This is a genomic window from Trueperaceae bacterium (assembly GCA_002707365.1).
Classification (GTDB): Bacteria; Deinococcota; Deinococci; order Deinococcales; family Trueperaceae; genus UBA6957.
The window spans coordinates 52994-75537 of sequence record PAMQ01000003.1; the positions used below are offsets into that span (position 1 = coordinate 52994).

At 47.3% G+C, this 22544-nt stretch carries 18 protein-coding genes, 3 tRNA genes and 1 other RNA gene; 9 read left to right on the forward strand and 13 right to left on the reverse strand.

The window, feature by feature from the left end:
- Positions 1–13: 13 nt before the first annotated feature.
- Positions 14–1150, forward strand: a complete 1137-nt coding sequence (locus CMO31_00425) for a hypothetical protein (GenBank protein MAZ52469.1) — start codon at positions 14–16, stop codon at positions 1148–1150.
- A 65-nt stretch (positions 1151–1215) separates the two neighbouring features.
- Here the strand turns inward: CMO31_00425 and CMO31_00430 are convergent, their stop codons facing one another.
- The gene (locus CMO31_00430) at positions 1216–2205 is read right to left on the reverse strand and encodes a phosphate--acyl-ACP acyltransferase (protein ID MAZ52470.1); all 990 of its coding nucleotides are present in this window, start codon (positions 2203–2205) and stop codon (positions 1216–1218) included.
- Between the two features lie 54 nt (positions 2206–2259).
- Here CMO31_00430 and CMO31_00435 point away from each other — a divergent pair, with 54 nt between their 5' ends.
- From CMO31_00435 to CMO31_00460, 6 genes are all read left to right on the forward strand, one after another.
- Positions 2260–3231 carry an RNA pseudouridine synthase gene (locus CMO31_00435; GenBank protein ID MAZ52471.1) on the forward strand — a complete coding sequence of 324 codons (972 nt, stop codon included), beginning with the start codon at positions 2260–2262 and terminating at the stop codon, positions 3229–3231.
- A gap of 102 nt (positions 3232–3333) precedes the next feature.
- Positions 3334–4839, forward strand: coding sequence for an ABC transporter substrate-binding protein (locus CMO31_00440; protein MAZ52472.1), 1506 nt, complete (start codon positions 3334–3336; stop codon positions 4837–4839).
- Between the two features lie 55 nt (positions 4840–4894).
- Positions 4895–5839 carry a peptide ABC transporter gene (locus tag CMO31_00445; protein MAZ52473.1) on the forward strand — a complete coding sequence of 315 codons (945 nt, stop codon included), beginning with the start codon at positions 4895–4897 and terminating at the stop codon, positions 5837–5839.
- Positions 5839–6654 carry a peptide ABC transporter permease gene (locus CMO31_00450; protein ID MAZ52474.1) on the forward strand — a complete coding sequence of 272 codons (816 nt, stop codon included), beginning with the start codon at positions 5839–5841 and terminating at the stop codon, positions 6652–6654. Before CMO31_00445 ends, CMO31_00450 begins: the two co-directional genes overlap by 1 nt.
- 211 nt (positions 6655–6865) lie before the next feature.
- On the forward strand, positions 6866–7624 hold the full coding sequence (locus tag CMO31_00455; protein MAZ52475.1) for a hypothetical protein: 759 nt from the start codon (positions 6866–6868) through the stop codon (positions 7622–7624).
- A 106-nt stretch (positions 7625–7730) separates the two neighbouring features.
- Positions 7731–8600, forward strand: coding sequence for a hypothetical protein (locus CMO31_00460; GenBank protein MAZ52476.1), 870 nt, complete (start codon positions 7731–7733; stop codon positions 8598–8600).
- A gap of 80 nt (positions 8601–8680) precedes the next feature.
- Here CMO31_00460 and CMO31_00465 read toward each other — a convergent pair whose 3' ends face one another.
- On the reverse strand, positions 8681–9013 hold the full coding sequence (locus CMO31_00465; GenBank protein MAZ52477.1) for a hypothetical protein: 333 nt from the start codon (positions 9011–9013) through the stop codon (positions 8681–8683).
- Positions 9014–9250: 237 nt separating this feature from the next.
- On the opposite strand from CMO31_00465, the gene CMO31_00470 reads away from it, so the two are divergent.
- Entirely contained in the window at positions 9251–10198 is a 948-nt protein-coding gene (locus CMO31_00470; GenBank protein MAZ52478.1) for a mitomycin antibiotics/polyketide fumonisin biosynthesis protein, read from the forward strand.
- A gap of 277 nt (positions 10199–10475) precedes the next feature.
- Here CMO31_00470 and CMO31_00475 read toward each other — a convergent pair whose 3' ends face one another.
- The 11 genes from CMO31_00475 to ssrA form a co-directional block, all read right to left on the reverse strand.
- Positions 10476–11990, reverse strand: a complete 1515-nt coding sequence (locus tag CMO31_00475; protein ID MAZ52479.1) for a hypothetical protein — start codon at positions 11988–11990, stop codon at positions 10476–10478.
- A gap of 117 nt (positions 11991–12107) precedes the next feature.
- Positions 12108–12182: transfer RNA gene (locus CMO31_00480), tRNA-Thr, on the reverse strand.
- A 118-nt stretch (positions 12183–12300) separates the two neighbouring features.
- Positions 12301–12376, reverse strand: a tRNA-Phe gene (locus CMO31_00485).
- A 58-nt stretch (positions 12377–12434) separates the two neighbouring features.
- Positions 12435–12510: transfer RNA gene (locus CMO31_00490), tRNA-Asp, on the reverse strand.
- Positions 12511–12562: 52 nt separating this feature from the next.
- Positions 12563–14464 carry a 1-deoxy-D-xylulose-5-phosphate synthase gene (dxs, locus tag CMO31_00495; protein MAZ52480.1) on the reverse strand — a complete coding sequence of 634 codons (1902 nt, stop codon included), beginning with the start codon at positions 14462–14464 and terminating at the stop codon, positions 12563–12565.
- Between the two features lie 248 nt (positions 14465–14712).
- The gene (locus tag CMO31_00500) at positions 14713–15960 is read right to left on the reverse strand and encodes a phosphoribosylamine--glycine ligase (GenBank protein ID MAZ52481.1); all 1248 of its coding nucleotides are present in this window, start codon (positions 15958–15960) and stop codon (positions 14713–14715) included.
- Positions 15957–16568 carry a phosphoribosylglycinamide formyltransferase gene (gene purN, locus CMO31_00505; protein MAZ52482.1) on the reverse strand — a complete coding sequence of 204 codons (612 nt, stop codon included), beginning with the start codon at positions 16566–16568 and terminating at the stop codon, positions 15957–15959. The genes CMO31_00500 and purN overlap by 4 nt, the downstream gene beginning before the upstream one ends.
- Positions 16569–17525: an MBL fold metallo-hydrolase gene (locus CMO31_00510; GenBank protein ID MAZ52483.1), complete on the reverse strand. Its 957-nt coding sequence runs from the start codon at positions 17523–17525 to the stop codon at positions 16569–16571.
- A complete protein-coding gene (locus CMO31_00515) occupies positions 17522–18292 on the reverse strand; it encodes a 2-hydroxyhepta-2,4-diene-1,7-dioate isomerase (GenBank protein ID MAZ52484.1) in 771 nt (256 codons plus the stop codon). The genes CMO31_00510 and CMO31_00515 overlap by 4 nt, the downstream gene beginning before the upstream one ends.
- A gap of 126 nt (positions 18293–18418) precedes the next feature.
- Positions 18419–20314 carry a hypothetical protein gene (locus CMO31_00520; protein ID MAZ52485.1) on the reverse strand — a complete coding sequence of 632 codons (1896 nt, stop codon included), beginning with the start codon at positions 20312–20314 and terminating at the stop codon, positions 18419–18421.
- Between the two features lie 185 nt (positions 20315–20499).
- Positions 20500–20857, reverse strand: a transfer-messenger RNA (tmRNA) gene (gene ssrA / locus CMO31_00525).
- A gap of 148 nt (positions 20858–21005) precedes the next feature.
- On the opposite strand from ssrA, the gene CMO31_00530 reads away from it, so the two are divergent.
- A complete protein-coding gene (locus CMO31_00530; protein ID MAZ52486.1) occupies positions 21006–22529 on the forward strand; it encodes a heme ABC transporter ATP-binding protein in 1524 nt (507 codons plus the stop codon).
- Positions 22530–22544 lie beyond the last annotated feature (15 nt).

Sequence of the window (22544 nt, forward strand, 5' to 3'; positions counted from 1 at the left end):
GCGTCTCTACAAAATGTCGAGCCGTGTATTTTATGTGGTGCTGACAGTATTTCTATTATTACTAGTCGGCTGCACCGGGTCCATCGGTAATTACCCGCCTCGTTTATTGATTGTTGGCCTGATAGAGAACTCCACCCCGCAATTGGCCCTGATTGAGGATACATTTCTGACCTCTAATGCCATACCTAACAGAATTCGTTTCATCGAAAACTCGCGCAGGACAATCGCCGAACCAGCGATAAGTTTTGATGTGGTCGAGCGCAACGGTGATCGCAGTGAATTATTGGTTCTAAGCCGCAGTAGCGATGACCCATACCAGTCTTACTTTGACTTTTTTAATTTGTCAGGGATAGATCCCTCTTCACCAAGTGCTTTCACTGCAACTCGCACTCGCATAGACCTTTCGGCGCTAGTTGGCGTGGCAGGTTTTTGCCCAACTGAAGCAGGAATATCTCGGGATGGTCAATCCGCAATAGTTTTCAGTGACAGAACTTTTTGTAGCGGAGACGACTTTCGGGCTATATATTTCCTCGACCTTGAAACAGAAACGGTTGTCGATACGATTGATAGCGAGCCCATTTTTGGGGCTGGGATCTACATTGACCAAGATCTAGGGAAGGCCTACTTTCTTCTCGATGAAATTTCTACGTCGCTATATTGTGTAGACCTAGACGGTAAGAACCGCGCCTTAATTTCAGACGGATTGGGACTGAGCGACCCAATCGATCTAGGTCAGGCGGGCCAAACCTTTGTTGTCCTTCAAGATGATTCATTTCAAACTATAGATTTTAGTACGTCGCCGCCTACTCTAAACTCACCCGTGGTAACACCGTCCAACTCATCATTATTAATTGAAAGCCCCAGAAACCTTGTCCCTGAGATCTTGTTTCTAACAGGTAGTAACCTTTTGGCTTATCATGACGAGAGCACTGCGTCAGGAGAGACTTTCGCCAGTACAGCTTTGAACGGGATAATAGAGCCTGAGTTAGGTTTCGCTTATTTGATTCTGGAGACCGGCCTGCAAATCTTCGACCTGATTTCTTTCGACTCAAGTTTAAACTCAATTATAAAAAATTATTCTATCCACGAACTCACAATCCCAGGACCTATTTCATGGACCAAAGGTTTGTTACTAGGTGCCATGCGTTAAACCTTTACTTCTCTCGAAAGCATCACGAGTGCATTTTTCGCTAAACCCAAACCAGCTAACCGGCCTCAGGCCATTTCAAAAGTTTTAATACCTTCAACAATTTTTTCAACAACCCTACGCTCGATACTATCTTGAGCATTCTTAAGTGCATTATAGACAGCTCGACTGTTTGATCTCCCATGGCCGATAAACGCGTATCCTTTGACTCCCAAAAGCGGTTGGGCGCCATACTCTGAAGGATCTAAACGTTGAGCTACTTTCCGCAGAGCTGGCCTCACAAACAAACCACCGATTCTAGCCCAAACAGTCGATCTAACAGCTTGGCGAAGCCATCCAAATATGGCCCGAGCTTCCCCTTCAGCAAGTTTAAGTACAATATTACCTGTGAACCCATCGGTCACAATGACATCAGCTGCGCCAGAAAACAGATCTCGTCCTTCTACATTCCCGACGAACCTTAATCCAGTGGTCTTGCTCAATATTTCATGAGCGCTACGTGTAAGTTCGTTCCCCTTGTGAGGCTCCTCACCAATGGAAAGAAGTCCAACTCTAGGACTCCGGACATCCAAAACCTCACGTACGTATATGGCGCCCATGATGCCAAATTGTTGAAGGTACTGTGGTCGACAATCAGCATTAGCCCCAATATCTAGCAATCCAACCATCCTTTTGTCCAAACGAATAGTGGTGAAAATAGCTGGCCTCGCCACCCCGGTAATCCTGCCAAGACTCAACAATGCGGCCGTCATAGTCGCTCCTGAATGACCCATCGAAATGCATCCACTTGCGTCTCCGTTAGCGACTAGTTGCATTGCAACTGAAACACTTGAATCCCGTCGCTTCCGAACATCAACTGCGTGATCATCCATATTTATTACATCACTAGCATGGACAATAGGCAAGCTTAGGCCTTTCCTCCCCAACTCTTTCTGTATAATTTCTTGGTTACCTACAAGAACGATTGGTATGCCATCAGCAGCTGCGATTCCAGCTCCTATCACAGCTGTTTCAGGCATTAATTCACCACCCATGGCATCCAACGCGATTGGTTTCATAAGTTACCAGTATAGATTGCAACCCTGTTCCTTTAGCCGGGCTAGACTAAGACAGTGGATGTTAGAACTTTCAAAGCTCCGGAAGGTGAACGCCTTGACGTCGCAATGGCGCAAGCTCTTGAATTATCGCGAACCCATGCTAAGGACCTCGTAGATGACGGTTTTGTCACCATCGACGGGCAACCAGTCGGGAAACCAGCTACGAAATTACGCGGCCAAGAGACGGTATCGGTTATTTTGCCCCCGACCAAGCCAATGCGGGTAGTACCGGAATCGATTCCACTAGAAATCCTTTACCAGGATGATTCTTTAATAGCTGTTAATAAGCCTGCAGGCATCATTGCTCACCCGACGGCTACCGTTAGAACTGGCACCGTGGTTAACGCGCTTCTTGGCCGATTTGACCTGTCTAAAGAACGACTGTTTGACCCAACTGAAAGTGACTATAGGCCTGGTATCGTTCATCGGCTTGATCGGCATACGTCGGGAGTCATGGTTGTAGCAAAAACTAACAGCGCCCACAAACACCTTTCAGCTTCCTTTAGGAAACGACTAACAGAAAAGGAATACATAGCCGTCACCGTTGGGACCTTCGAGAATGACATAGATATCGATGCCCCAATCGGACGGCATCCGATACGCCGTCAAACCATGACAGTGGGTGGTTCTAACCCCAAATCAGCTTCTACAGCTTTTCGTATCGTCGCCAAGACACAGAACTTTACCTTGATACGGGCTAAACCTCACTCCGGCCGAACACATCAAATAAGGGTCCATCTTCAACATCTTGGTACCCCTATACTCGGAGATGATGTATACGGAAAATCATCTACAGTCATTATTCGACAGGCCCTTCACGCGCATAAATTGTCATTGCCTCATCCAAAAGATAATTTAGCGATAACTTTCGTAGCAGAACCTCCCTCGGATATTATTCAAGCGTGGATTAAGCTCGGGGGTAATTGGCCTCCTAAACTCCTCGGTGAGGTTTCTGGCTTAACTTCAGAAGACATTCAGCCAGAGTAATAAGCCGCAGTGTTAATAGATAGCCTTTACGTCGCCTGTTTAATCGTGTAACTTAGTCGTTGATTAGGGCAGCACTAAGATTCGGGGAAAGGAGCAATCCTGATGAAAAAACCGTTGTCTTTCATTACAGCCGCAACTGTCGTCTTCAGCATGGCCTTTTCCCAAGTAGCGCACCAACCGAGCCAAGGTGGTGAGGTTTCTGTGGCAATCACAGCTGATCCTCCAGGTTGGGACCCCAGTATTTCAACCTCGCAGGAAATTCCGCGAGTCATGTATCACAATGTCCTAGAGGGATTGGTTCGCTTTAACCGCGCCGGAGATATCTTACCTGCATTGGCTACGAACTGGACAATAAGCAACTCTGGTCTTACTTGGACCTTCGAAATCCGCCGTGACGTCAAATTCCACGACGGCTCCGATTTCACTTTGGCCGACATAGTTGCGAAATTCAATCGGGCTCGGGACCCCAATTCCGGCCACACAAACCATCACTACTACTCAGCTATTGAGGCTGTTACAAGCGATGATTCTGCATTCACAGTGAGCTTCCAGTTATCCCAACCTAGTTCGAGTCTTCTATACAATTTAGCGCGCCCAGACTCAGTGATCTCCCCCGCCAGCAAAGTAGATACTCAAAGAAGCGCCCCAATAGGCACCGGGCCATTTAAATTCATAAGGTACGTTGAGGGTAGCGAAGTTAGATTAGAACGTTTTGAAGACTACTACATTAGTGGATTTCCGTATCTGGATACAGTGACTTTTCGGATCATTGGAGACCCTAATACTCGCTTAGCAGCTCTTCGTGCTGGTGATATAGACATGATCGGTGTAGCCCTGAGTCCCGAACAGTGCCTTCAAATCAAAAACGAACCCGATTTACGTTGCACAGAAGGAACTGCCACGACTGAGATCACATTAGCAATGAATAATACCCGGGGGCCGTTGGCGGATAAGCGCGTTCGGCAAGCTATCACTCATGCTATAGACAAAAACACGATTGTCAATGGAGCAATGTTCGGTCTAGGCACGGTGATCGGTACCCACATGAGCCCCGCAGAATCCTACTATCTCGATCTGTCGGATACTTATCCTTACGACCCGAACAGAGCACGCCAATTACTCGCAGAAGCTGGGTTCGAGGAGGGAGAATTATCTCTTTCACTAGAATTGCCAGAACCTTACAACATCGAACGCCGAAGTGGTCAGGTCATTGCACAGCAACTTGCAGAGGTCGGTATCGATATTGCTCTGTCTGTAGTTGAGTGGGGCACCTGGGTTCAACGTATTTTTCTGGGTAGAGATTACGACATGACTATCATCGGTCATAGTGAGCCGAGGGACATAAACATATACGCAAATCCTGATTATTACTATGGTTACAATAATCCCGTTATAGGAGAACTCCTAAAGCTTGCTGAGGCTTCTGGAGATTACGCCTCCCAAGTGGAGGCCTATCAGACTATCGCGAGAATAATTGCCAGCGATGCAGTAAACGTTTGGATTTTCAGTCCCCCTTACTTAGTCGCCACAACGAACCACATTCATGGTTTCTGGGAAAGCCAACCCACACCTTCAATAAATATGACTGAAGTCTACCGAACCCGGTAAGCTTTGCATTCTAGGGGGTGAACTTGTAGGGGTTAATGTCTCCTTCTCTTTCCCAATGGTTGTTTACTTTTTACAACGTTCTATTTCGGCTGCGATAAGCATCCTGTTGGTTTCGATTTTGGTTTTCATCGCGGTTCTTGCCGTTCCGGGAGACCCAGCCGAGATTATTCTTGGCCTCAACGCTCATCCTGAAGCCATCTCAGCTCTTCGGGAAACACTAGGGCTAAATACACCGCCTTTTACGCGGTTCTTCAAATGGCTCGGAGGAATATTTACCGGTGATCTAGGCGAAAGCCTAAACTACCAAAAACCTGTAATCCACTTAATCGCTGAACGTCTCCAGGTTTCTTCGCTCTTGGCTTTTGGCAGTGTAATGGTTGCGATGCTAATTTCTATTCCGCTTGGAGTGTTAGCTGCCCGCAAGCACGGAACGTTGCTTGATCCGCTAGTCATTACCCTTTCTCAATTGGGAGCTGCCGTACCATCATTCTGGTTGGGACTCATGCTTATATTGTTGTTTTCAGTTGAATTACGTTGGCTTCCTGCTGGCGGATACGTTCCTTGGGAACGAGATCCCTTAGGGACCTTACGTAGCCTATTACTCCCAATCTTAGCTTTGGGGTTGGGTCAGGCAGCAGTGATGACCCGGATGACTCGTGCCGCTATGCTGGACATTTTAGTTAACGATTATATTAAGACAGCCCGTGGAAAAGGATTACCAGAATTCCGAATCATCACATTTCACGCCTTTCGGAATGCCTTAATTCCCGTTGTAACCATAGTGGGGTTAAGCCTAACTAATATCTTCATTGGTTCGATAATTATCGAACAGGTGTTCGCTCTTCCGGGACTCGGACAGTTAGCGCTCACTGCTATCGGTACCCGTGATTACCCCCTAATACAGGGTGAAATCCTAGTATACGCGATTGCAATAGTAACCTTCAGCTTCTTGGTAGACATCAGCTATGGTTTACTTGATCCTCGGATTCGTTACGACTGATGCCCTCCTTCCGTTTCAATTTTCTGGCTGGTTCGGTGCTAATTGGCCTTTTATCTGCCATGAGTTTTGTTAGTTTTTTTTGGTTACCCCATGACCCTAGCGCCTTAAATTTTGAAGTACAGCTACAGGGAATTTCACGTGCTAATTGGCTTGGTACTGACGAATTCGGTAGAGATTTGTTTAGTCGACTATTAGTCGGCAGTCGAGGCACTTTCTACGTAGGATTTGTTTCAGTTGGAATTGGACTTTCTATCGGTAGTTTTGTAGGTTTAATGGCCGGGTATATTGGCGGCGCAATAGATGAAGTATTAATGCGGCTAATTGATGCTGTTTATGCATTTCCGGCTATCCTCATGGCCCTTTTGTTGGCTACGGTGTTAGGACCAGGAACGTTCACAGCGGTTCTTGCTATTGGGGTCGCTACAATCCCGATGTTTGCCCGAATCACTCGTGCGTCGGTTATTTCCGTTAAACAGAAAGCGTTTATCGAGGCTGGCAAAGCATTGGGCGCTGGACATATGAGACTTATCTTCCGATATTTTCTGCCAAATATCAGCTCTCCCATTATTGTGCAGGCAAGTATAGGTCTTTCACTGGCGATTTTGGCGGAAGCTGCATTAAGTTTCCTTGGCCTCGGAACACCACCGGATGTGCCTAGTTGGGGCAACATGCTTCGTGAATCACAAACCTTTTTGGCATTTAGTCCCTTACCCGCTCTCGTTCCTGGGATTGCGATAACCATCGCTGTCTTTGGCTGGAGTCTCCTTGGGGACGGTATACGCGATATTGTCGATCCTTTTACACGGGACGGTTAGTTAAACAACTAAGAGTCTGCAAGTCCACCCTTCGCAATTTTTTATAGCTTGCCGCATGACGACAACCTTAAACCCAAAATGGGTTTTGAGCCACAGACCTTTTCGGTGCGTTTTCAACTCCTGTCAGGGCAATGAAAAAGCCTGTTAGCCTGCCTTATACTGATGGGACATTTTGGATATTTCTCTTAGGATTAGGATGGTGGAAACAATCATGACCCAAGAAGAAAAATTTGTTTTCGACCTACAGGGCTTCCTTTTGATTAGTAACGTTTTGTCTCAAGAAGAAGTAACTCGGTTAAACCAAATTACCGACCGTGTATACCCAAGGAATTATGACGACAGCTCCGGGAACCGAAAAAACTACAAGAATATGCCGAACGTCTCAAGATGGGATCCCGCATGCCAAAATTTAATCGACCACCCAAGAATAGTGACCTACCTCGAAACGTTGCTAGGTCCTCATTTCAGGCTTGATCACGATTATTCAATTTTCATGAACCCGAGTGGCCAGGGAGGACCTCTTCACGGCGGTCCTGAAAGAGATGCGGGAAGTCACTTTTACAAACACTACGAGGGTACTATTCGGAACGGCCTATCAGTCGTAACTTTCTTTCTTAGTGACGTGGGTCCTGGTGATGGTGGTTTTGTTTGCGTCCCTGGTAGCCATAAAACTAATTTTCTTTGGGACTTGCCTGAAGACGTCAAGCATCATCAGCGATTTCCACCTTACGTAGAACAGCCTATCGCTAAAGCCGGGGACGCCTTACTATTCACAGAAGCTCTCATCCACGGAACGCGCCGCTGGGAAGCAGCCCATGAACGTCGCACCTTTCTGTTTAAATACAGCCCTGGGAATATGTCTTGGGCGTCGGAGTATTACGATACTAACGATTATGTGAATCTCACCGACCAGCAACGCCGTATTCTTGCGCCCCCGTCCACTGGCGGTCGAGAAAGGACTTTGCAGTGAGAGAATTTCCCAACGTTATTGTTGTCTTAACTGACGACCAAGGGTACGGAGACCCATACCGCCACGGCAACCCTATTTTACTCGTGAAACCTTGGGCGATTTCCTCATGACGATACTGGTAACAGGAGCAGGAGGTTTTATTGGTCAGGGCGTTGTCACTGAACTGTCAAAGCGGCATGAGGTTGTGGCTATTACAACTGGCCCAAAGCACTCTTGGATGTCAGAGATTGTTCGTGGTAACTTCGGCAATCCTGAAGATTTAAGGCAACTCGACAACTACAACATAGAAGCTGCCGTACATTTAGCCGCCGTGACAGGAGGCGCACCTGAAGAAGATGCATTTTCAGTCAATGTACTCGGGACTCGTACTTTATTGCGTTATCTTGCTAACCGCGGTTGCAGAAAGATTGTTTGTGCTAGCTCAATTGCGGCTGTCGGCTTCCAGAACACCTCATTCCGTCCTTTAGCCCTGCCAATCCCCGACGAGCACCCTTGTCTAGACCGCGACGGGTATGGTGTATCTAAATCTTTGATGGAAGAGGTTACGCGTTATATCCACCGTAGCGTCCCAGAGTTAGATATCATTAACCTTCGGCTTAGTTCTGTTACTCCGAACGATCCACCCCGACCGCTTGTCGGAGTGAGTCCTTTGCGAATGTGGTCTCTCGGCACAATCACCATAATGAGCTTACGCGACGCGGTATCGGCGTTCACCCTCGCTGTTGAGTCGAAACTAGTTGCTGGCGTACGAACTATGAACGCTGCTGGTCCGCGGGCCTGGGTAAATGAACCAGTAGCCGACGTTTTGAGGAACTGGTATGGAACAGCTATAGATGTTTCTCATTTCGGCCAGAAGGGGTATGAGTGGGCCGGGGTTTTTGACGTCACTAAGATACGTGACGAATTAGGTTTTACGGCCCAGGACGGACCCGAGGTTTTGCACCCAAAAGACTACCCGGGACCACCCGGAATTTAGCAACCAGACTGGCTCCGGATCAACGAACTAGCAAGAAACCTGTTTTGACTGTTGTTTAACACCAAGCGAACCATTTAGCTTCAGGTACCACCGTCAAACTCAAAGACCTGGGTCATTTTGGCCCACCACTCCCCTACTTGTCGGGTTTTAAGAGGAACTTGCATTGGACCGCACAAGTCCCACCAATCCTGGGTAGTTGGATCGCTAGCGATTTCCGCCATATCTTGGTCGTAGTTATTACCAACGTACTCGTAATAACTAAATAGCACATGTTCCCCGCTATCAGGCTGACGATGAAAAATCGAATAGTTTGTAATATTTGAATTTGCTATCCGCTCCAGAACAGCCTCCCATACATTAGAGTGCAAACGAATGTATTCTTCTAAATCCTTAGGGTTGACTCCTATGACCATGCCATGCCGCTTTTTTGACATTTCGTGGCCTCCTAAGAACTATGCTACTGCTCCCATAAAAACAATTGTAAAGTTCGCAGACTTTGGCTTCCATTAACTTTCCCAATTCCACACGTAATTTCTCAATAAAACAACCGCTACTTATTATTTTTGAGAGCGAATTAGTCTCTTAGGACCTAGTCCTAGAGTTCTCCTAAGATTTGCATTCTAGGCAAAGTCTGGAATAAACTTTCTAGTATGAATCAACATGAGAAGTACCTTTGGGACTTACGAGGTTATCTGGTGGTAAAAAACGCACTTACATCCGATGAGGTTGCTTCTATGAACGCCTTCGTTGACGAACATGTGACGGGTAGGAAAGAATCGGGGACCTACCACCCTCGACAAACTTCAGACAACAAGGTGGGCTCTTTCGCGGGTTCCGACCGGACAAGATTCACTGATGGGGATGACCGCGCTTGGTCTTCAGCTTCCCTTCTTTCTTGGGGGGGTCCATTTATCGACCTTATCGACCATCCGTCGATCGCTCCCTACTTAGAAGAGGTCCTACAGCCTGGCTACCGACTAGATCACGACTACCTAAAAATCGATAATAAGGTTGCGGACCGACTCCTGTATTTGCATGGAGGTGGACAAGGCGCAGGTGGACCAACAGATCTGGTAGGTCCCACTGACGGCGGCCAGTGCTACTACCGTTATAACAATGGCAAATTCTATAGCGGCTTAATTGCGGTGGCGTACGAATTGCGTGACGTCCAAGAAGGCGATGGCGGTTTTGCTTGTGTTCCAGGCAGCCATAAAGCTAACATTGAATTGCCGCAAAACTGGAAAAAAAGCGAGACTCAAGATGAAATCCCGGAAGTGGTGGATCGGGTATCAGCTAACGCAGGTGATGCCATCATCTTTACTGAAGCCTGTGCACATGGGACTATCCCCTGGCAAGGAGACCGCGAACGGCGAACTCTCTTTTACAAGTACACTCCTCATGCTGTTGCCTGGAGCCCGTGTTACTACAATGCCGACCATTACGGGGATCTCACCGACCGACAACGAAACATGTTGATGCCGCCAAGCGCATACGGCGCAAACACCACAAGGGATGAAATATGGAAAAGGGCGCAGGAGGAGCAGGCTGAACTCTTGCGTTTGCGAGAAGAAGTAGAAGCGCTTAGGGCTTCTGCCTAAATAGTTCTATTAATATACAAAGAGATAAAGTAGGGGTCGCTAGGGTCATGGCGACCCCTACTTTATCTCTGAGCGAATCATCTAGCGGTTATCCCTAGAATAAATAAACCCTATCTCGGGTTCATTTATGTATATCCCTAGATTCTATTCTTTCGAAACTCGAACCCCTAACGTAATCTAGAAACCTGCTTCGGTTCCGAAGAACCCCCCAAAACCTCCGGCCTCCTCACTCTTAGACGCCAACTAGAGCGTTTCATTATTCATTGTTGCCTACTGATCACTCCTGTGAGCTAACGAATTTTGGCCATTTCTTTGCCCACGGCAAAGCAGCCTCGAGCTGACCTGCCAACTGAAACAAAACATCTTCTCGGCCAAATCTAGCACCAAATTGTACTCCGATCGGAAACCCCTGATCGGTCCAAAAAAGCGGTAAAGTAATTGCAGGTTGACCTGAGACATTAAAAGGCCAAGTGAAGGTAGCTAACCCGAGAGGCTTTTCCTTATCAATGCGATGTGTTTCTAATTCTCTGAGCCCATATTGATTCCTATCGTGGTTTAAGAATCGAAACGGTAGGACCGGTAAAGTGGGTGTCACCAATATATCAAAACCCGTTTCCCACCATCCTGCCAATTGCCGGGCAAATTGATTTTGTTGGCGGAAAGCATTTGTAAGCTCTACCCCGGTTATCTCCTTCGATGCTTCGACAGCTCTCCATGTGTTCCTCTCCACATCATCAGGACCAATCTTTCGACCTATAAGCTGACTAACCCGATCTACTTCACAAGCCACGTGAGTATTCTTAATGGCTAAGAAAGCATTGCGAATTGGATCAAGCCTTAGATCGTCGAAACACTTAGGGCTACTCTCTTCAACCTCGTGCCCAAGTTCAGTTAAAAGATTTCCAGTTTCTTCTACAGCCCTAGCGCAAGGCAAATCCCAACCGGCATCAGATTGTCGTAACGTTCGTAGTCCAATACGAAGTCGTCCAGGATCCGATGTAACTTCTTCAAACCAGGGTCTCTGGGGAAGAGCGATTTGGAAAGGATCACCGGGCTCTGGACCAGCGCAGGCATCAAGAACCCCAGCAGAATCTCTAACTGACCGGGTCAGAACATGTTCCTGTGATCTCCGTCCAAATCGGTCTCCAAACTCAGGGCCAAGACTTATGCGGCCGCGGCTAGGTAATAAACCCACTAAGCCACACGCACTCCCTGGAATACGTATAGATCCTCCAGCATCACTGCCGTGAGCGACCGATACAAATCCTGCAGCAACCGCCGCCGCAGAACCACCGCTTGAACCTCCAGTAGTTCGTTCTTTATCCCACGGATTAATCGTGGCCCCATAAGCTGCCGAATCAGTAATAGGGCTCAGTGCTAGTTCAGAAAGATTTGTCTTACCGAGAACCGCAAATCCGGCTCGCTTGTACCGCTGAACTAAATAACTATCATGATCTGCCCGATAACCGTTTTTCTTAAGGACATACATTCCTAAATGATACGGCTCGCCCTGCAACGGGATTGAGTCCTTCAGTAATACGGGTACACCCTGGAAAGGTCCATTCGGTAACCCAGATCCTACCTCTCGCTTTGCGCGCTCAAACCGCCTATGGATTACAGCATTTAGTTCTTGATCTAAACTTTCGATTCTTGCGATAGCGGCTTCTAAAAGTTCAAGTGCCGAAATTTCCCTGTTTTTTATCATTGCTGCTTGAGTAGTGGCATCCATCTTCAAAAGTTCACCCATAACCACACAATAGCCGACGCCATGTAGATTGCTCTGATAAGCCACTATCCTATGATCTCCTACTTCGTAAACAAAAAGAGGCTTACCCAGCGTCCCAAAACTTAATTTTGGCTATCACAGAGCCTTATCGGGGTCTAGTCCTTACAGTAATGCTATATGTATTGGAGCCAATGGTCGGATTTGAACCGACGACCTATCGATTACGAATCGATTGCTCTACCACTGAGCTACATTGGCACTCGATTAAAATTGTAGTCAACCCCTGTTAACAAATAATGCCCAAGGTTCCTTATCACTTGTAATCTTTTCTCTTCGTTTCACATTAAGGCGCCCGGTCTAATAAAAACAGTGTTCCTGGTGGCCAGGGGCAGAATTGAACTGCCGACACCACGATTTTCAGTCGTGTGCTCTACCAACTGAGCTACCTGGCCATGAGAAGGCGTTCTATCTTAACTTCTTGCAGCGAAACGCACAGCTCACTTGAGTTTTTGGCGGAGCCGACGGGATTCGAACCCGCGACCTTCTGCGTGACAGGCAGATATGCTAACCGCTACACTACGGCTCCATAGTCCCGAGGCACAGGCGCCCGGCATCATACCGGTTGACTCATAAAACTGTCAACGTAATTGGTGGCTGGTAACACCCTCCTCATGAGACTGTACTTGCAAGGCCAGTCCCAACTCTTTAATTTTGGCCCGAAGGGCTTCAGGTCCATACCCAAGTTCCTCATGCTGATACAACGGTTCTCCATGAGGAACTTGGGTATCAGGTACACCAAGGCATAAAAGGCGAGGTCCACCACCCTTTTTCTGTAACACTTCAGCAACTGCAGAACCTAATCCACCAACAACCGTATGATCTTCCACGGTAATAAGCACCTTTGAAGATTCTGCCAGTTTGAGTAGAAGTTCTTTATCCAGCGGCTTGACAAAACGTGCATTAACTACCCCTACACGTGGATTATCATCAACCGCATCCAGACCATATTGAACTGTAGGACCAATTCCTAGGATATAAGCGTCTATACCCGGTTTGACAACCTCCCAAGTGCCCCATTCTATTTCCGGCCATTGCTCGAACGGCACCTCAGGCACCTTTTCTGTACCCCCCCTAGGCCAACGAAGGGCAACGGGTCCATCTATTTGGAGAGCTGCTTTAAACATAGACCGGAGCTCAAGGACATTGGTTGCCATAGCAATCGAAATGTTAGGAATAATACGGAGGTACGCCATATCGTATATTCCTTGATGTGTAGCTCCATCCCCACCAACAAGACCAGCACGATCAATCGCAAAAATAACGTTTAGGTTCTCAATACTAATGTCGTGAATAACCTGGTCAAGGCCTCGCTGCAAAAAGGTAGAATAGATTGCCAGTATAGGCTTTTCTCCCCGAAGAGCTAGCCCTGCACTTACAACCACCGCCACGTCCTCTGCAATACCTACATCCAAGTATTGATCGGGATGTCGTTGGCTATATTCTACTAGTCCGCTGCCTTCCCTCATGGCTGGCGTAATGACCCAAATTCTGTTATCTCTCTCAGCCAGCTCTATAGCGATATCGCCAAAGGCATCAGACCACTGGTAAGATTTACCGCCATGCACCGGATTGCTCAAGTCAAACTTGGTTGCACCATGCCACAGAATCGGATCAGCCTCAGCTATCTCGTAACCCTTACCCTTGGTGGTTACTATATGGAGCATTGTCGGACCCTCTAGTTCATTTACGCGTTCTAGGAAATATAGTACTTCCAAAACATTATGACCATCAATCGGTCCAACATACCGCAATCCCATAGCGTGAAATGGGTTAGCGCTAGCAGGGTCTAGGAAACGCCGAGCTGCTTTTTTCGCTCGACTGCCAAATTCAGCAAGGGGCGACCAAAACCCACTTAAGGCCTCCTTGCTGGATTTCTCTGCTCTTTGAAACCATCTTTGTACCTGAAGGTGTTTCATGTGGTGGTTTAGAGCCCCAACGTTTTCGCTTATAGACATTTCATTGTCATTCAGAACGATCAACATTTTAGGTTTAATGTGCCCAATCTGGTTTAGGGCAGCCAGAGCGATACCCCCGGTAAGAGCTCCATCCCCAATCACGGCTGTAATATCAAATTTTTCGCCATGAGAGTCACGGGACAGAGCCATTCCTAACGCAGCAGCTAAACTAGTACTAGCATGACCCACGGTCAGGGCATCGTACTCAGACTCGCTAGTTGCAGCGAACCCGGCAAGCCCACCTGTGTTCCGGATTGTACTGATGAAATCTTTCCGTCCAGTGAGAATTTTATGGCCATAAGTTTGATGGCCAACGTCCCATATTATACGGTCCTTCCGGGCATCAAATAGATAATGCAGGGCAACCGTTAACTCAACTACTCCAAGGCTGGACGCTAAATGACCACCGGTGACGGAACAAACCCGAATTATTTCTTCCCTAAGTTCTTTGGACAGCGCACGAAGCTGACTTTTCTGCAACTCCTTAACGCCTTCCGGATTGTTTATGTGTTCCAACAGGCTCATAACGGCTACACTGCCCTTTCAGCTGACTCTCAATTGTTTATTTTAGCAAAATCGTTTTACAAAACCTGTAGGCACGGTTCCTAAGTAACCTAATCCTTACATAACGGTTGTCTTAAGAGAACGACTAAGAACCAATTTTTAGGGACTGATCAAAACTAACCCCTCGAAAGTTGCTAGATAGACTGCTTGGCTGTATATACCTATCAAGAGTACACTCGGATTAAGGAAATTTTGAATCACTAAAGGTTTTAGACTCCCCTCAATCGACCACCAATGTCGGTCCGATAGTGCGCACCTGGAAACTGGATTCGTTTAACACTGGCATAAGCACCGATAACGGCTTCTTCGAGAGAAGGTGCACGAAAAACCACGTTGATAACCCGACCACCTGCCGAAACCGGGCTTCCCAAGATTTCATCAGTCCCAGCGTGGAATATAAGGGCTTCTTCGGAGAGGTCCTTTGGGATTTTAATTGGAATCTTAGTTTTATACTTCCCTGGGTAACCCGGCGCCGCCATTACGACACAGGCAGCAAACTCTGACGACCATTGCAGGTCAATCTCTGCCAGGTCTCCATCGGCAGAAGCCTCAAGTAACGGTAAAAGATCAGATTTCAATAGGGGACAAAGCACTTGAGTCTCGGGGTCTCCGAAACGTACATTGTACTCCAGTACCTTCACACCTTTCGCACCAACCATAAGCCCAATGAACATCACCCCCCGAAAGGGCATCCCATCAACCTTGCAAGCTTCTAACGTCGGCCGGACAATCGACTGCTCAACTTCTTGTAATTTGCCCCCACTAAGTAAATCAACCGGAGCCACAGCCCCCATACCACCGGTCATTGGCCCCAAATCATTATCGTAAGCCTGTTTATAATCCTGAGCAACTGTGAGAATTCTGTACGAAGTTCCATCTGACAAAAGATGAAGGCTCACTTCCTGACCTTCAAGGAATTCCTCGATAACTATCGTTCGGGGTCCTTTTTCAAATAAAGATTTAACGGCAAGCTGAGCCTCAACATTTGTTTTGGCAATAGTTACCCCTTTCCCAGAAGCTAATCCGGAATCTTTAACAACGATAGGGGCATCGATAGAATCTATATAAATATTTGCCGCGATAGGGTCACTGAATATTTCATGTTTTGCTGTAGGGATGCCATGCCGAACCATAAAGCCTTTAGCGTAGGCTTTCGAACCTTCAAGCCGAGCCGTAGCTCTAGAAGCGCCGAATATCCGCCGTCCGTCCTTTTTGAACACATCAACTATGCCCTCAACAAGAGGGCTCTCAGGGCCGACAACAGTGAAGTCAATTCCCTCTTGCCTCGCGAGGTCGAGGAGATCCCGAGGTGATATTTCTCCAGGAACGATGCGCGCTACGTTTCTCATGCCAGGGTTTCCAGGACAAACTAAAACTTCTGACACTCTTGGGGATGCGTTAATTTTCCAAGCTAGAGCATGTTCTCGGCCACCGGATCCTACTACTAGCACTCTCATACTGAACCCCAACTAACGTCCTCATATTCCCCCCGGAGTAGCCGACGCAAAGCTTCTGGGTAAGCCATATGTTCTTCCACGAGGATACGCTCTGTTAGGCTCTTTTCGTTATCCGTGGAGTAAACCTCGATACAACGCTGCAGCAGTTGTGGCCCAGTGTCTACCCCAGCGTCAACAAAATGAACTGTACAGCCAGCTCGACCTACATGAGCTTCGATAGCTTGCTTTTGTGCATTTAAACCTGGAAACAACGGTAACAGACTCGGGTGAATATTAATTATGCGGCCGCGGTAGTCTGTAACAAAGGATGGCGAAAGAATCCGCATAAAACCAGCCAAGCATATAACATCGATCTGCATTTGTTCGAGTTTATTTCTAACATCCGCCTCGAAATCACTAGTGTCCTGGTATGGGACGTAGACACTTTCTATCCGATTCTCTATGGCTTTCTTCAAAGCACCAGCACGCCTCCTATTACTTATAACCAAAACAATCTGACCAAGTTCATTGTCACTCGGGAAAGCCTCAATAAGAGCATTTAGATTACTCCCTTTTCCTGACGCCAACACCGCGACTCTAGCTGGCCTACTGATTGGGAATAACCCCATTCAAGACCCTCCGTCACCGAGTTTAGGACATCGTTTTCGCCAATACCGAGAGAGCCCCATCACGGTCATTTCAGCGTTACTGGATTGGTGATACTTTGCGGCCAGTGTGGAAGTAGCTCCCGCTTGGGTTAAGTCCCGATCGCTAAGATCACAGACTCGTCGTTGCAATTGAAGTTCAGTTTCACCAGCTTTGATACCGCTCAAGATTTCCTGAGCCCATAGATGGTTTTGTTCCTTCACGCTTTTTAGGTGCTGTTGGACATCATTTACCTGCCCAAAGTGAGTCAATAGAAATCTTTTCGGTGAACACGATAGGATCTTATCTAGGGTAATATCCCAAAGATCTATATCTACCTCGGGGGGAGGTAGGGCCGGTCTAGTTACTGGGAAGCCAGAAAGCTTGATCCCGAGTGCATCGCCACAAAATAATGATCCGTCATCAAGAAGATATGCTACATGGTGAGAGGCGTGCCCAGGACTGTAGATAACTGTTGCTTGACGTTGGCCTAGTTGCAGGATTTCTCCCCCGGCCACCGTTTGTATCCGATCCTTCGGCACAGAAATCATCGGGCCCCACAATCGGTTCATCTGTTCCCCATAAATACGAGCGGCACTGGCTAGCAACTTTGCTGGGTTATTTAAGTGAGAACCACCTCGCTCATGGACAATCACTTCAGCGTCGGTCATGGAAACTAAAGCACCTGCGGCGCCTGCGTGATCTAGGTGGATATGAGTTACAAGAATGGCGTGAAGCGCTTCCAATTCAAAACCAGCATCCCCTATACCAGCAATAACGGTATCCAATGTGCTACCTGGACCCGTTTCTACCAGTACAAATTCCCCTCCCCCAATAGGAACTAGGTAGACTCCGACCGTGCCTGTTCTGCCGTCGTGTTGAGAATCAACAAGGAAAACATCTCCGAGTCTCTGAAACGTTTCTCCCTGGATCACAGTCACAACAGTTCTTCTTCGTCTTCTACTCTTGACACTAACTCTCCTACACCTTCTAGGATAATCTGGATGGTGTCCCCTACGCTTAGGGGGCCCACACCTTCAGGGGTTCCTGTCAAGACAACATCCCCAGGTCCCAGGGTCATGAATTGACTGATGTAACTCAATATTACAGGCACCGGGAAAATAAGGTCCTCAGTATTACCATCTTGTTTAAGTTCCCCATTAATAAGAGTCTTTATAGAGACGTTATTGGGATCAAGGTCGGTTTCTACCCACGGGCCAATCGGACAAAAGCCATCTGCAGATTTACCGCGGGTCCACTGAAGATCACCACGTTGCTTGTCTCTTGCAGTAACATCACACGCACATGTATAACCAAGTACATAATCTAGAGCATCCTCAACCTCAACATTGCGCATTGTCCTGGCCATCACAACAGCAAGCTCACCTTCATAGTGGAGATTTTGCGTCCACCGAGGGTAAGGAATCGGGTCACCAGATCCCCGTATCGAGTTAAGGCCCTTTAAAAACAATCCCGGTTCAAGTGGGAGTTCATCTACGCGCCCGCCCATCTCTCGAACATGATCCGTATAATTCCTTCCCACACAGACAACCACCTTTGGATCACACGGAGGCAATAAAAGTAAATCCGAAAGCGGGGTAATTTTACCAGTCCGACATCCCAACAAAGCAGCAAGCTCAAAAACCTTGCCTCCTTCGATCTCCCCCCAATACTCACCGTCACAACTACGATAGCGCACTCGTTTCATAAGTATTCCCCCAGTAAGTCTAAGCTGAAGTTTCTACCATCATAATATCCTGAGCGCAACAGTTTTATGGAACTCTAACTCCACTTATTGAGTTTTCTCAAAAATATGAAGTTGGTAAATATGCTCCTAATTTTGTGACAACCCAGCAAGTTCAGATGAAGATTTTTCCCATTGCTCAATAGCTGCTAGCAGAGCTGCTTGGACATCTTCGTACTCAATCCCCAATTCTGCAATACGCTCCACACTAATCTTGTCAGGCTGCGCAAGGACCTGATCGAAATCCTCGAGTGTTTTCTCGAAATAGTCTATCTGTTTTTCTAAATGGGAGACTTCTTGCTCCAATTGCCACTTCGACTTCTTGGTTCTATTTTTCGGTGAAGACGTCCGAAGAGCTGCTTCTTGAGGATCTGCACTCGGTTCTTTAGATTCCCGACCACGTAAATCCTGATAGTAATCCCAATCACCGTCAAAAACTCTCAAACGCCCTTCACGCATCTCCCAAATTTTGTTACTGACTCTCTGCACAAAACGTGTGTCATGAGAGACAATCAGAATGGTGCCATCGAAACCGCGCAAGGCTTCTTCCAAAGCCTCGATCATTTCAAAATCCAAATGATTAGTAGGTTCATCCATTATTAACAAATTGGCCTTTGAAAGCGTTAATTTCAATAAACCAAACCGGGCCCTCTCCCCTCCCGATAAGTTAGACATCAATTTATATTGTGATTCGTAGGGAAACATAAACCGACCTAGTAGATTATGCGCTTCTACGTCGCCAACCAGTCGTATTAATTCAGTTATGAGTGTAGCTTTTGGGTCAGCACCTTGAAGAGTCTGTTCATAAAACCCTACTCTAACTCGAGCTCCGAAACGTACTACACCCTTCAAATCATCGCTTGATACTTTACCAAGAAGCATCTGTAGTAAAGTCGACTTCCCTGCTCCATTCGGACCGACAAGGGCAATTCTTTCGCGTTTCCTGACAACAACACTGAAATCATCGAAGAGCGTGTTTTTGTAGCTCTTTGTTAGGTGCTCTGCTTGGATAACCATGTTGCCACTTGGGGTACTCGGGAATGTGAATGATGTTTTAGGCAGAGGGCCCTCTACCTCTTTAATCATTGTCTCTTCGAAGCGTTCTAACCGACGCTCCATCGCTCTAGCCCGCCGGTGTAATTTCTCATTCTGCCTAGCCCATCGCCTCATCCTTGTGCTAGATTCTGACAACCGAGCTTGCTCTCTTTCTTGTTTTTTCCGGGTAGCTTCTTGAATCTGCGCCTGCTTACGCCACAACTCGCGACAAGTTGTAGGATTTCCTTTTCCTACACGAATTCCGCCCCAAATAACCTCAGCGGTGCGATCACAAATCCTGTCAAGAAACTCTCGATCATGGGAAACCACTAGTGCGCTACCGGGATACTGCCCAAGGTAAGACCCCAACCAAGCACGCATATCTATATCCAAATGGTTCGTGGGTTCATCAAGAAATAGTATTTCAGGCTGTTGCATTAAAAGCCTGGCAAGGCCTAACCGGGTCAACTCGCCGCCAGAAAGACTAGAAGCCCTTTCGTGCACCCGCCCCTTAAATCCAAAAGCATGGAGCACGGCTTCTTGCCTAGCTCTAGTTTGGTCCCCTCCCCGCCGCTCGAAACGTTCATGGATGACTTCCCACGTAGAATACCGTTTATGGTCGTCCAGGCCAGCCTTTTCTAATTCTGCGAGTTGGGCACCAAGATCATGAAGAGGTATGAATGCTTCTTCAACAAGCTCCTGCACCGTCTTATTTTTGACTTCTCCATCTTCTTGAGTGAGAAGTCCACACGAAGTCTCTTCTCGGACAAATACAGAACCTCCGTCGACCGGTTCTGTTCCCGAAAGTAACCTCAGAATCGTGGTCTTTCCGGCGCCATTTCGGCCGATGATTGCAGTATTCGATCCCGAAAATAGCTCTAAGCTAGCCCCTTTCAAAACGGTTTGGCCGCCATAATATTTATCAACTGAGTGGAGAGCTGCGAGGAGCATGGCCTCATTATGCCCACAATGGCCTGAAAAACTATCAAATATACCAAATTAGCTGTAAAGCGAGACTGCTTGACTGGCTCAGAAGAGTTGCCACATTTATCTTCAAGCGGCAACACTACCGTCAGAGCAATATCACCGCTTGCCAATATTTGCCCCGGCAAAACCCTAGGCTTGCCGGGGCAATATGGTGGAGGCGGCGGGAGTCGAACCCGCGTCCGAAAGCGGCTAGGCTAGCGTCTACAGACATAGTGCTCGATTTATTGTCGGCGCCAAAGTAGCTCGAGAACAAGCGTCATTCTAGCGCTTACGCGTCTAAAGTTTCACCCAATATACCAACGCGAAAATACGTGGGCTAACCCCCTTTAGGACACCTTACCTGCGAGCCAGAGGTAGAGCTTCAGGTCGGTGGCTTCGCTTATGCAGCGAGAGCGTAAGTGTTGCTATTGCCAGATAATGGCGTAGCGGATTGATAACCGGGCCAACCGCTATCCCGGGCCTGCAACTATGCCGTCACAACGCCTCCGTCAAAACCAAGTCGCCCCCTCGCGTTACACAGATATCGTATTGGGACCAAAAGGGGCTTTAATATACCATAGGCAGGGTTAACCGGTGAAATGCATCGGGCTTTAATTTACCTTTCTGTTACACCAATCAACCCAACTCAGCAACCTCGGTATACTCTTATACCTATATGAGTTACGCAGTTTCGATGGAAGGAATAGTCAAGGAGTTCCCGTTAGTCCTCGCAAACGACTCGGTTAACTTCAGAGTAAGTTCGGGAGAAGTTCACGCCCTCATTGGTGAAAACGGCGCAGGAAAAAGTACTCTCGTCAAAATACTTTACGGCCTACAACAGGCTGATAGTGGAAGAATAACTATCTATAACGATACGGTCTATTTCAAGAGCGCTAAAGATGCCATCAATCTTGGGATTGGAATGGTTCACCAGCATTTCATGTTGGTCGACACGCTAACTGTATTAGAGAATTTGATCTTGGGAGCAGAGCCGACCACAGGACCTACTCTCGACTACCAGGCAGCGCGCCGATACACTAAAGATTTGATACATAAATTTGGTTTCGATATTGACCCAGACATTCGAATTGAGGAATTGCCCCTCGGTTTACAACAACAAGTTGAAATCTTAAAAGCCTTGTATAGAAAAGCCAAAATCCTTATCCTAGATGAACCTACGGCAGTCCTTACTCCTCAAGAAACCACGGGACTATTTACCTTTATTAGAGAATTCGCTACACAGGGCAATTCCGTTATTTTTATCAGCCACAAATTAGACGAAGTAATGGATCTTTGTGACAGAATGAGCGTAATGCGGGACGGGAAGATGATCGGGACGGTGAAACACTCAGAAACTGATCAAAGGGAACTTGCGAACATGATGGTTGGCCGCGAAGTAATACTTCGAGTAGAGAAGGGTCCTGCAAAGCTTCAAGAAGCGCGTTTAGCAATGGAAAATGTAACCGTAAAGCATCCAGGGACTCCACGGCCTGTGCTGAATAAGATTTCTTTTAAGCTACGTGCTGGCGAGATTCTCGGCGTAGCAGGCATAGAAGGTAACGGTCAATCGGAACTGGTTGAATGCATAGCAGGTTTGTTACCACTCGAATCGGGTTCTGTGATTCTAGACGGGACAAACATAACAAACCTCTCAGCTCGGGAACGAAGAGAAATGGGGCTTAGTCACGTCCCGGAGAATCGGAATGTTCGTGGTCTCGTCGCGAGCTACAGTTCAGCGATGAACAGCATCCTTGGTGACCACTATAGAGCTCCTTATAGTGGTATTTTCGGTATGCTTCAGATGCCTGCGATAGAAGGTCACGCAAAAAGCTTGGTTAATGCTTATGATATTAGGCCACCGTCTATTACTTTACCCGCCGACAATTTCTCTGGAGGCAACGCTCAAAAACTTGTGGTAGCCCGTGAACTTGAACGTGATACACGTGTTCTAGTATTGGCACAACCCACGCGCGGCGTGGACATTGGTGCGATAGAGTTCATTCATCGGCAAATAGTGCTGGCTCGCGATAGAGGCCTTGCGGTCCTTCTTATCTCTGCTGATCTTAATGAAATCATGAGCCTTTCTGATCGAATCTTGGTTATGCATGAAGGCGAAATAACGGGAGAGCTAAGCGACAAAATCGCTACTACGGAAGAACTCGGGTTACTTATGGCTGGATCACGAATAGGTCGCAACTAAAATAGACTCTAGATA

What these genes read in the sequence shown, in the direction of transcription:
- CMO31_00425 (MAZ52469.1), top strand. Translation starts at nt 14, where the DNA reads ATGTCGAGCCGTGTATTTTATGTGGTGCTGACAGTATTTCTATTATTA.
- CMO31_00430 (MAZ52470.1), bottom strand. Translation starts at nt 2,205, where the DNA reads ATGAAACCAATCGCGTTGGATGCCATGGGTGGTGAATTAATGCCTGAA.
- CMO31_00440 (MAZ52472.1), top strand. Translation starts at nt 3,334, where the DNA reads ATGAAAAAACCGTTGTCTTTCATTACAGCCGCAACTGTCGTCTTCAGC.
- CMO31_00445 (MAZ52473.1), top strand. Translation starts at nt 4,895, where the DNA reads ATGGTTGTTTACTTTTTACAACGTTCTATTTCGGCTGCGATAAGCATC.
- CMO31_00450 (MAZ52474.1), top strand. Translation starts at nt 5,839, where the DNA reads ATGCCCTCCTTCCGTTTCAATTTTCTGGCTGGTTCGGTGCTAATTGGC.
- CMO31_00455 (MAZ52475.1), top strand. Translation starts at nt 6,866, where the DNA reads ATGACCCAAGAAGAAAAATTTGTTTTCGACCTACAGGGCTTCCTTTTG.
- CMO31_00460 (MAZ52476.1), top strand. Translation starts at nt 7,731, where the DNA reads ATGACGATACTGGTAACAGGAGCAGGAGGTTTTATTGGTCAGGGCGTT.
- CMO31_00465 (MAZ52477.1), bottom strand. Translation starts at nt 9,013, where the DNA reads ATGGTCATAGGAGTCAACCCTAAGGATTTAGAAGAATACATTCGTTTG.
- CMO31_00470 (MAZ52478.1), top strand. Translation starts at nt 9,251, where the DNA reads ATGAATCAACATGAGAAGTACCTTTGGGACTTACGAGGTTATCTGGTG.
- dxs (MAZ52480.1), bottom strand. Translation starts at nt 14,464, where the DNA reads ATGAGCCTGTTGGAACACATAAACAATCCGGAAGGCGTTAAGGAGTTG.
- CMO31_00500 (MAZ52481.1), bottom strand. Translation starts at nt 15,960, where the DNA reads ATGAGAGTGCTAGTAGTAGGATCCGGTGGCCGAGAACATGCTCTAGCT.
- purN (MAZ52482.1), bottom strand. Translation starts at nt 16,568, where the DNA reads ATGGGGTTATTCCCAATCAGTAGGCCAGCTAGAGTCGCGGTGTTGGCG.
- CMO31_00515 (MAZ52484.1), bottom strand. Translation starts at nt 18,292, where the DNA reads ATGAAACGAGTGCGCTATCGTAGTTGTGACGGTGAGTATTGGGGGGAG.
- CMO31_00520 (MAZ52485.1), bottom strand. Translation starts at nt 20,314, where the DNA reads ATGCTCCTCGCAGCTCTCCACTCAGTTGATAAATATTATGGCGGCCAA.
- CMO31_00530 (MAZ52486.1), top strand. Translation starts at nt 21,006, where the DNA reads ATGAGTTACGCAGTTTCGATGGAAGGAATAGTCAAGGAGTTCCCGTTA.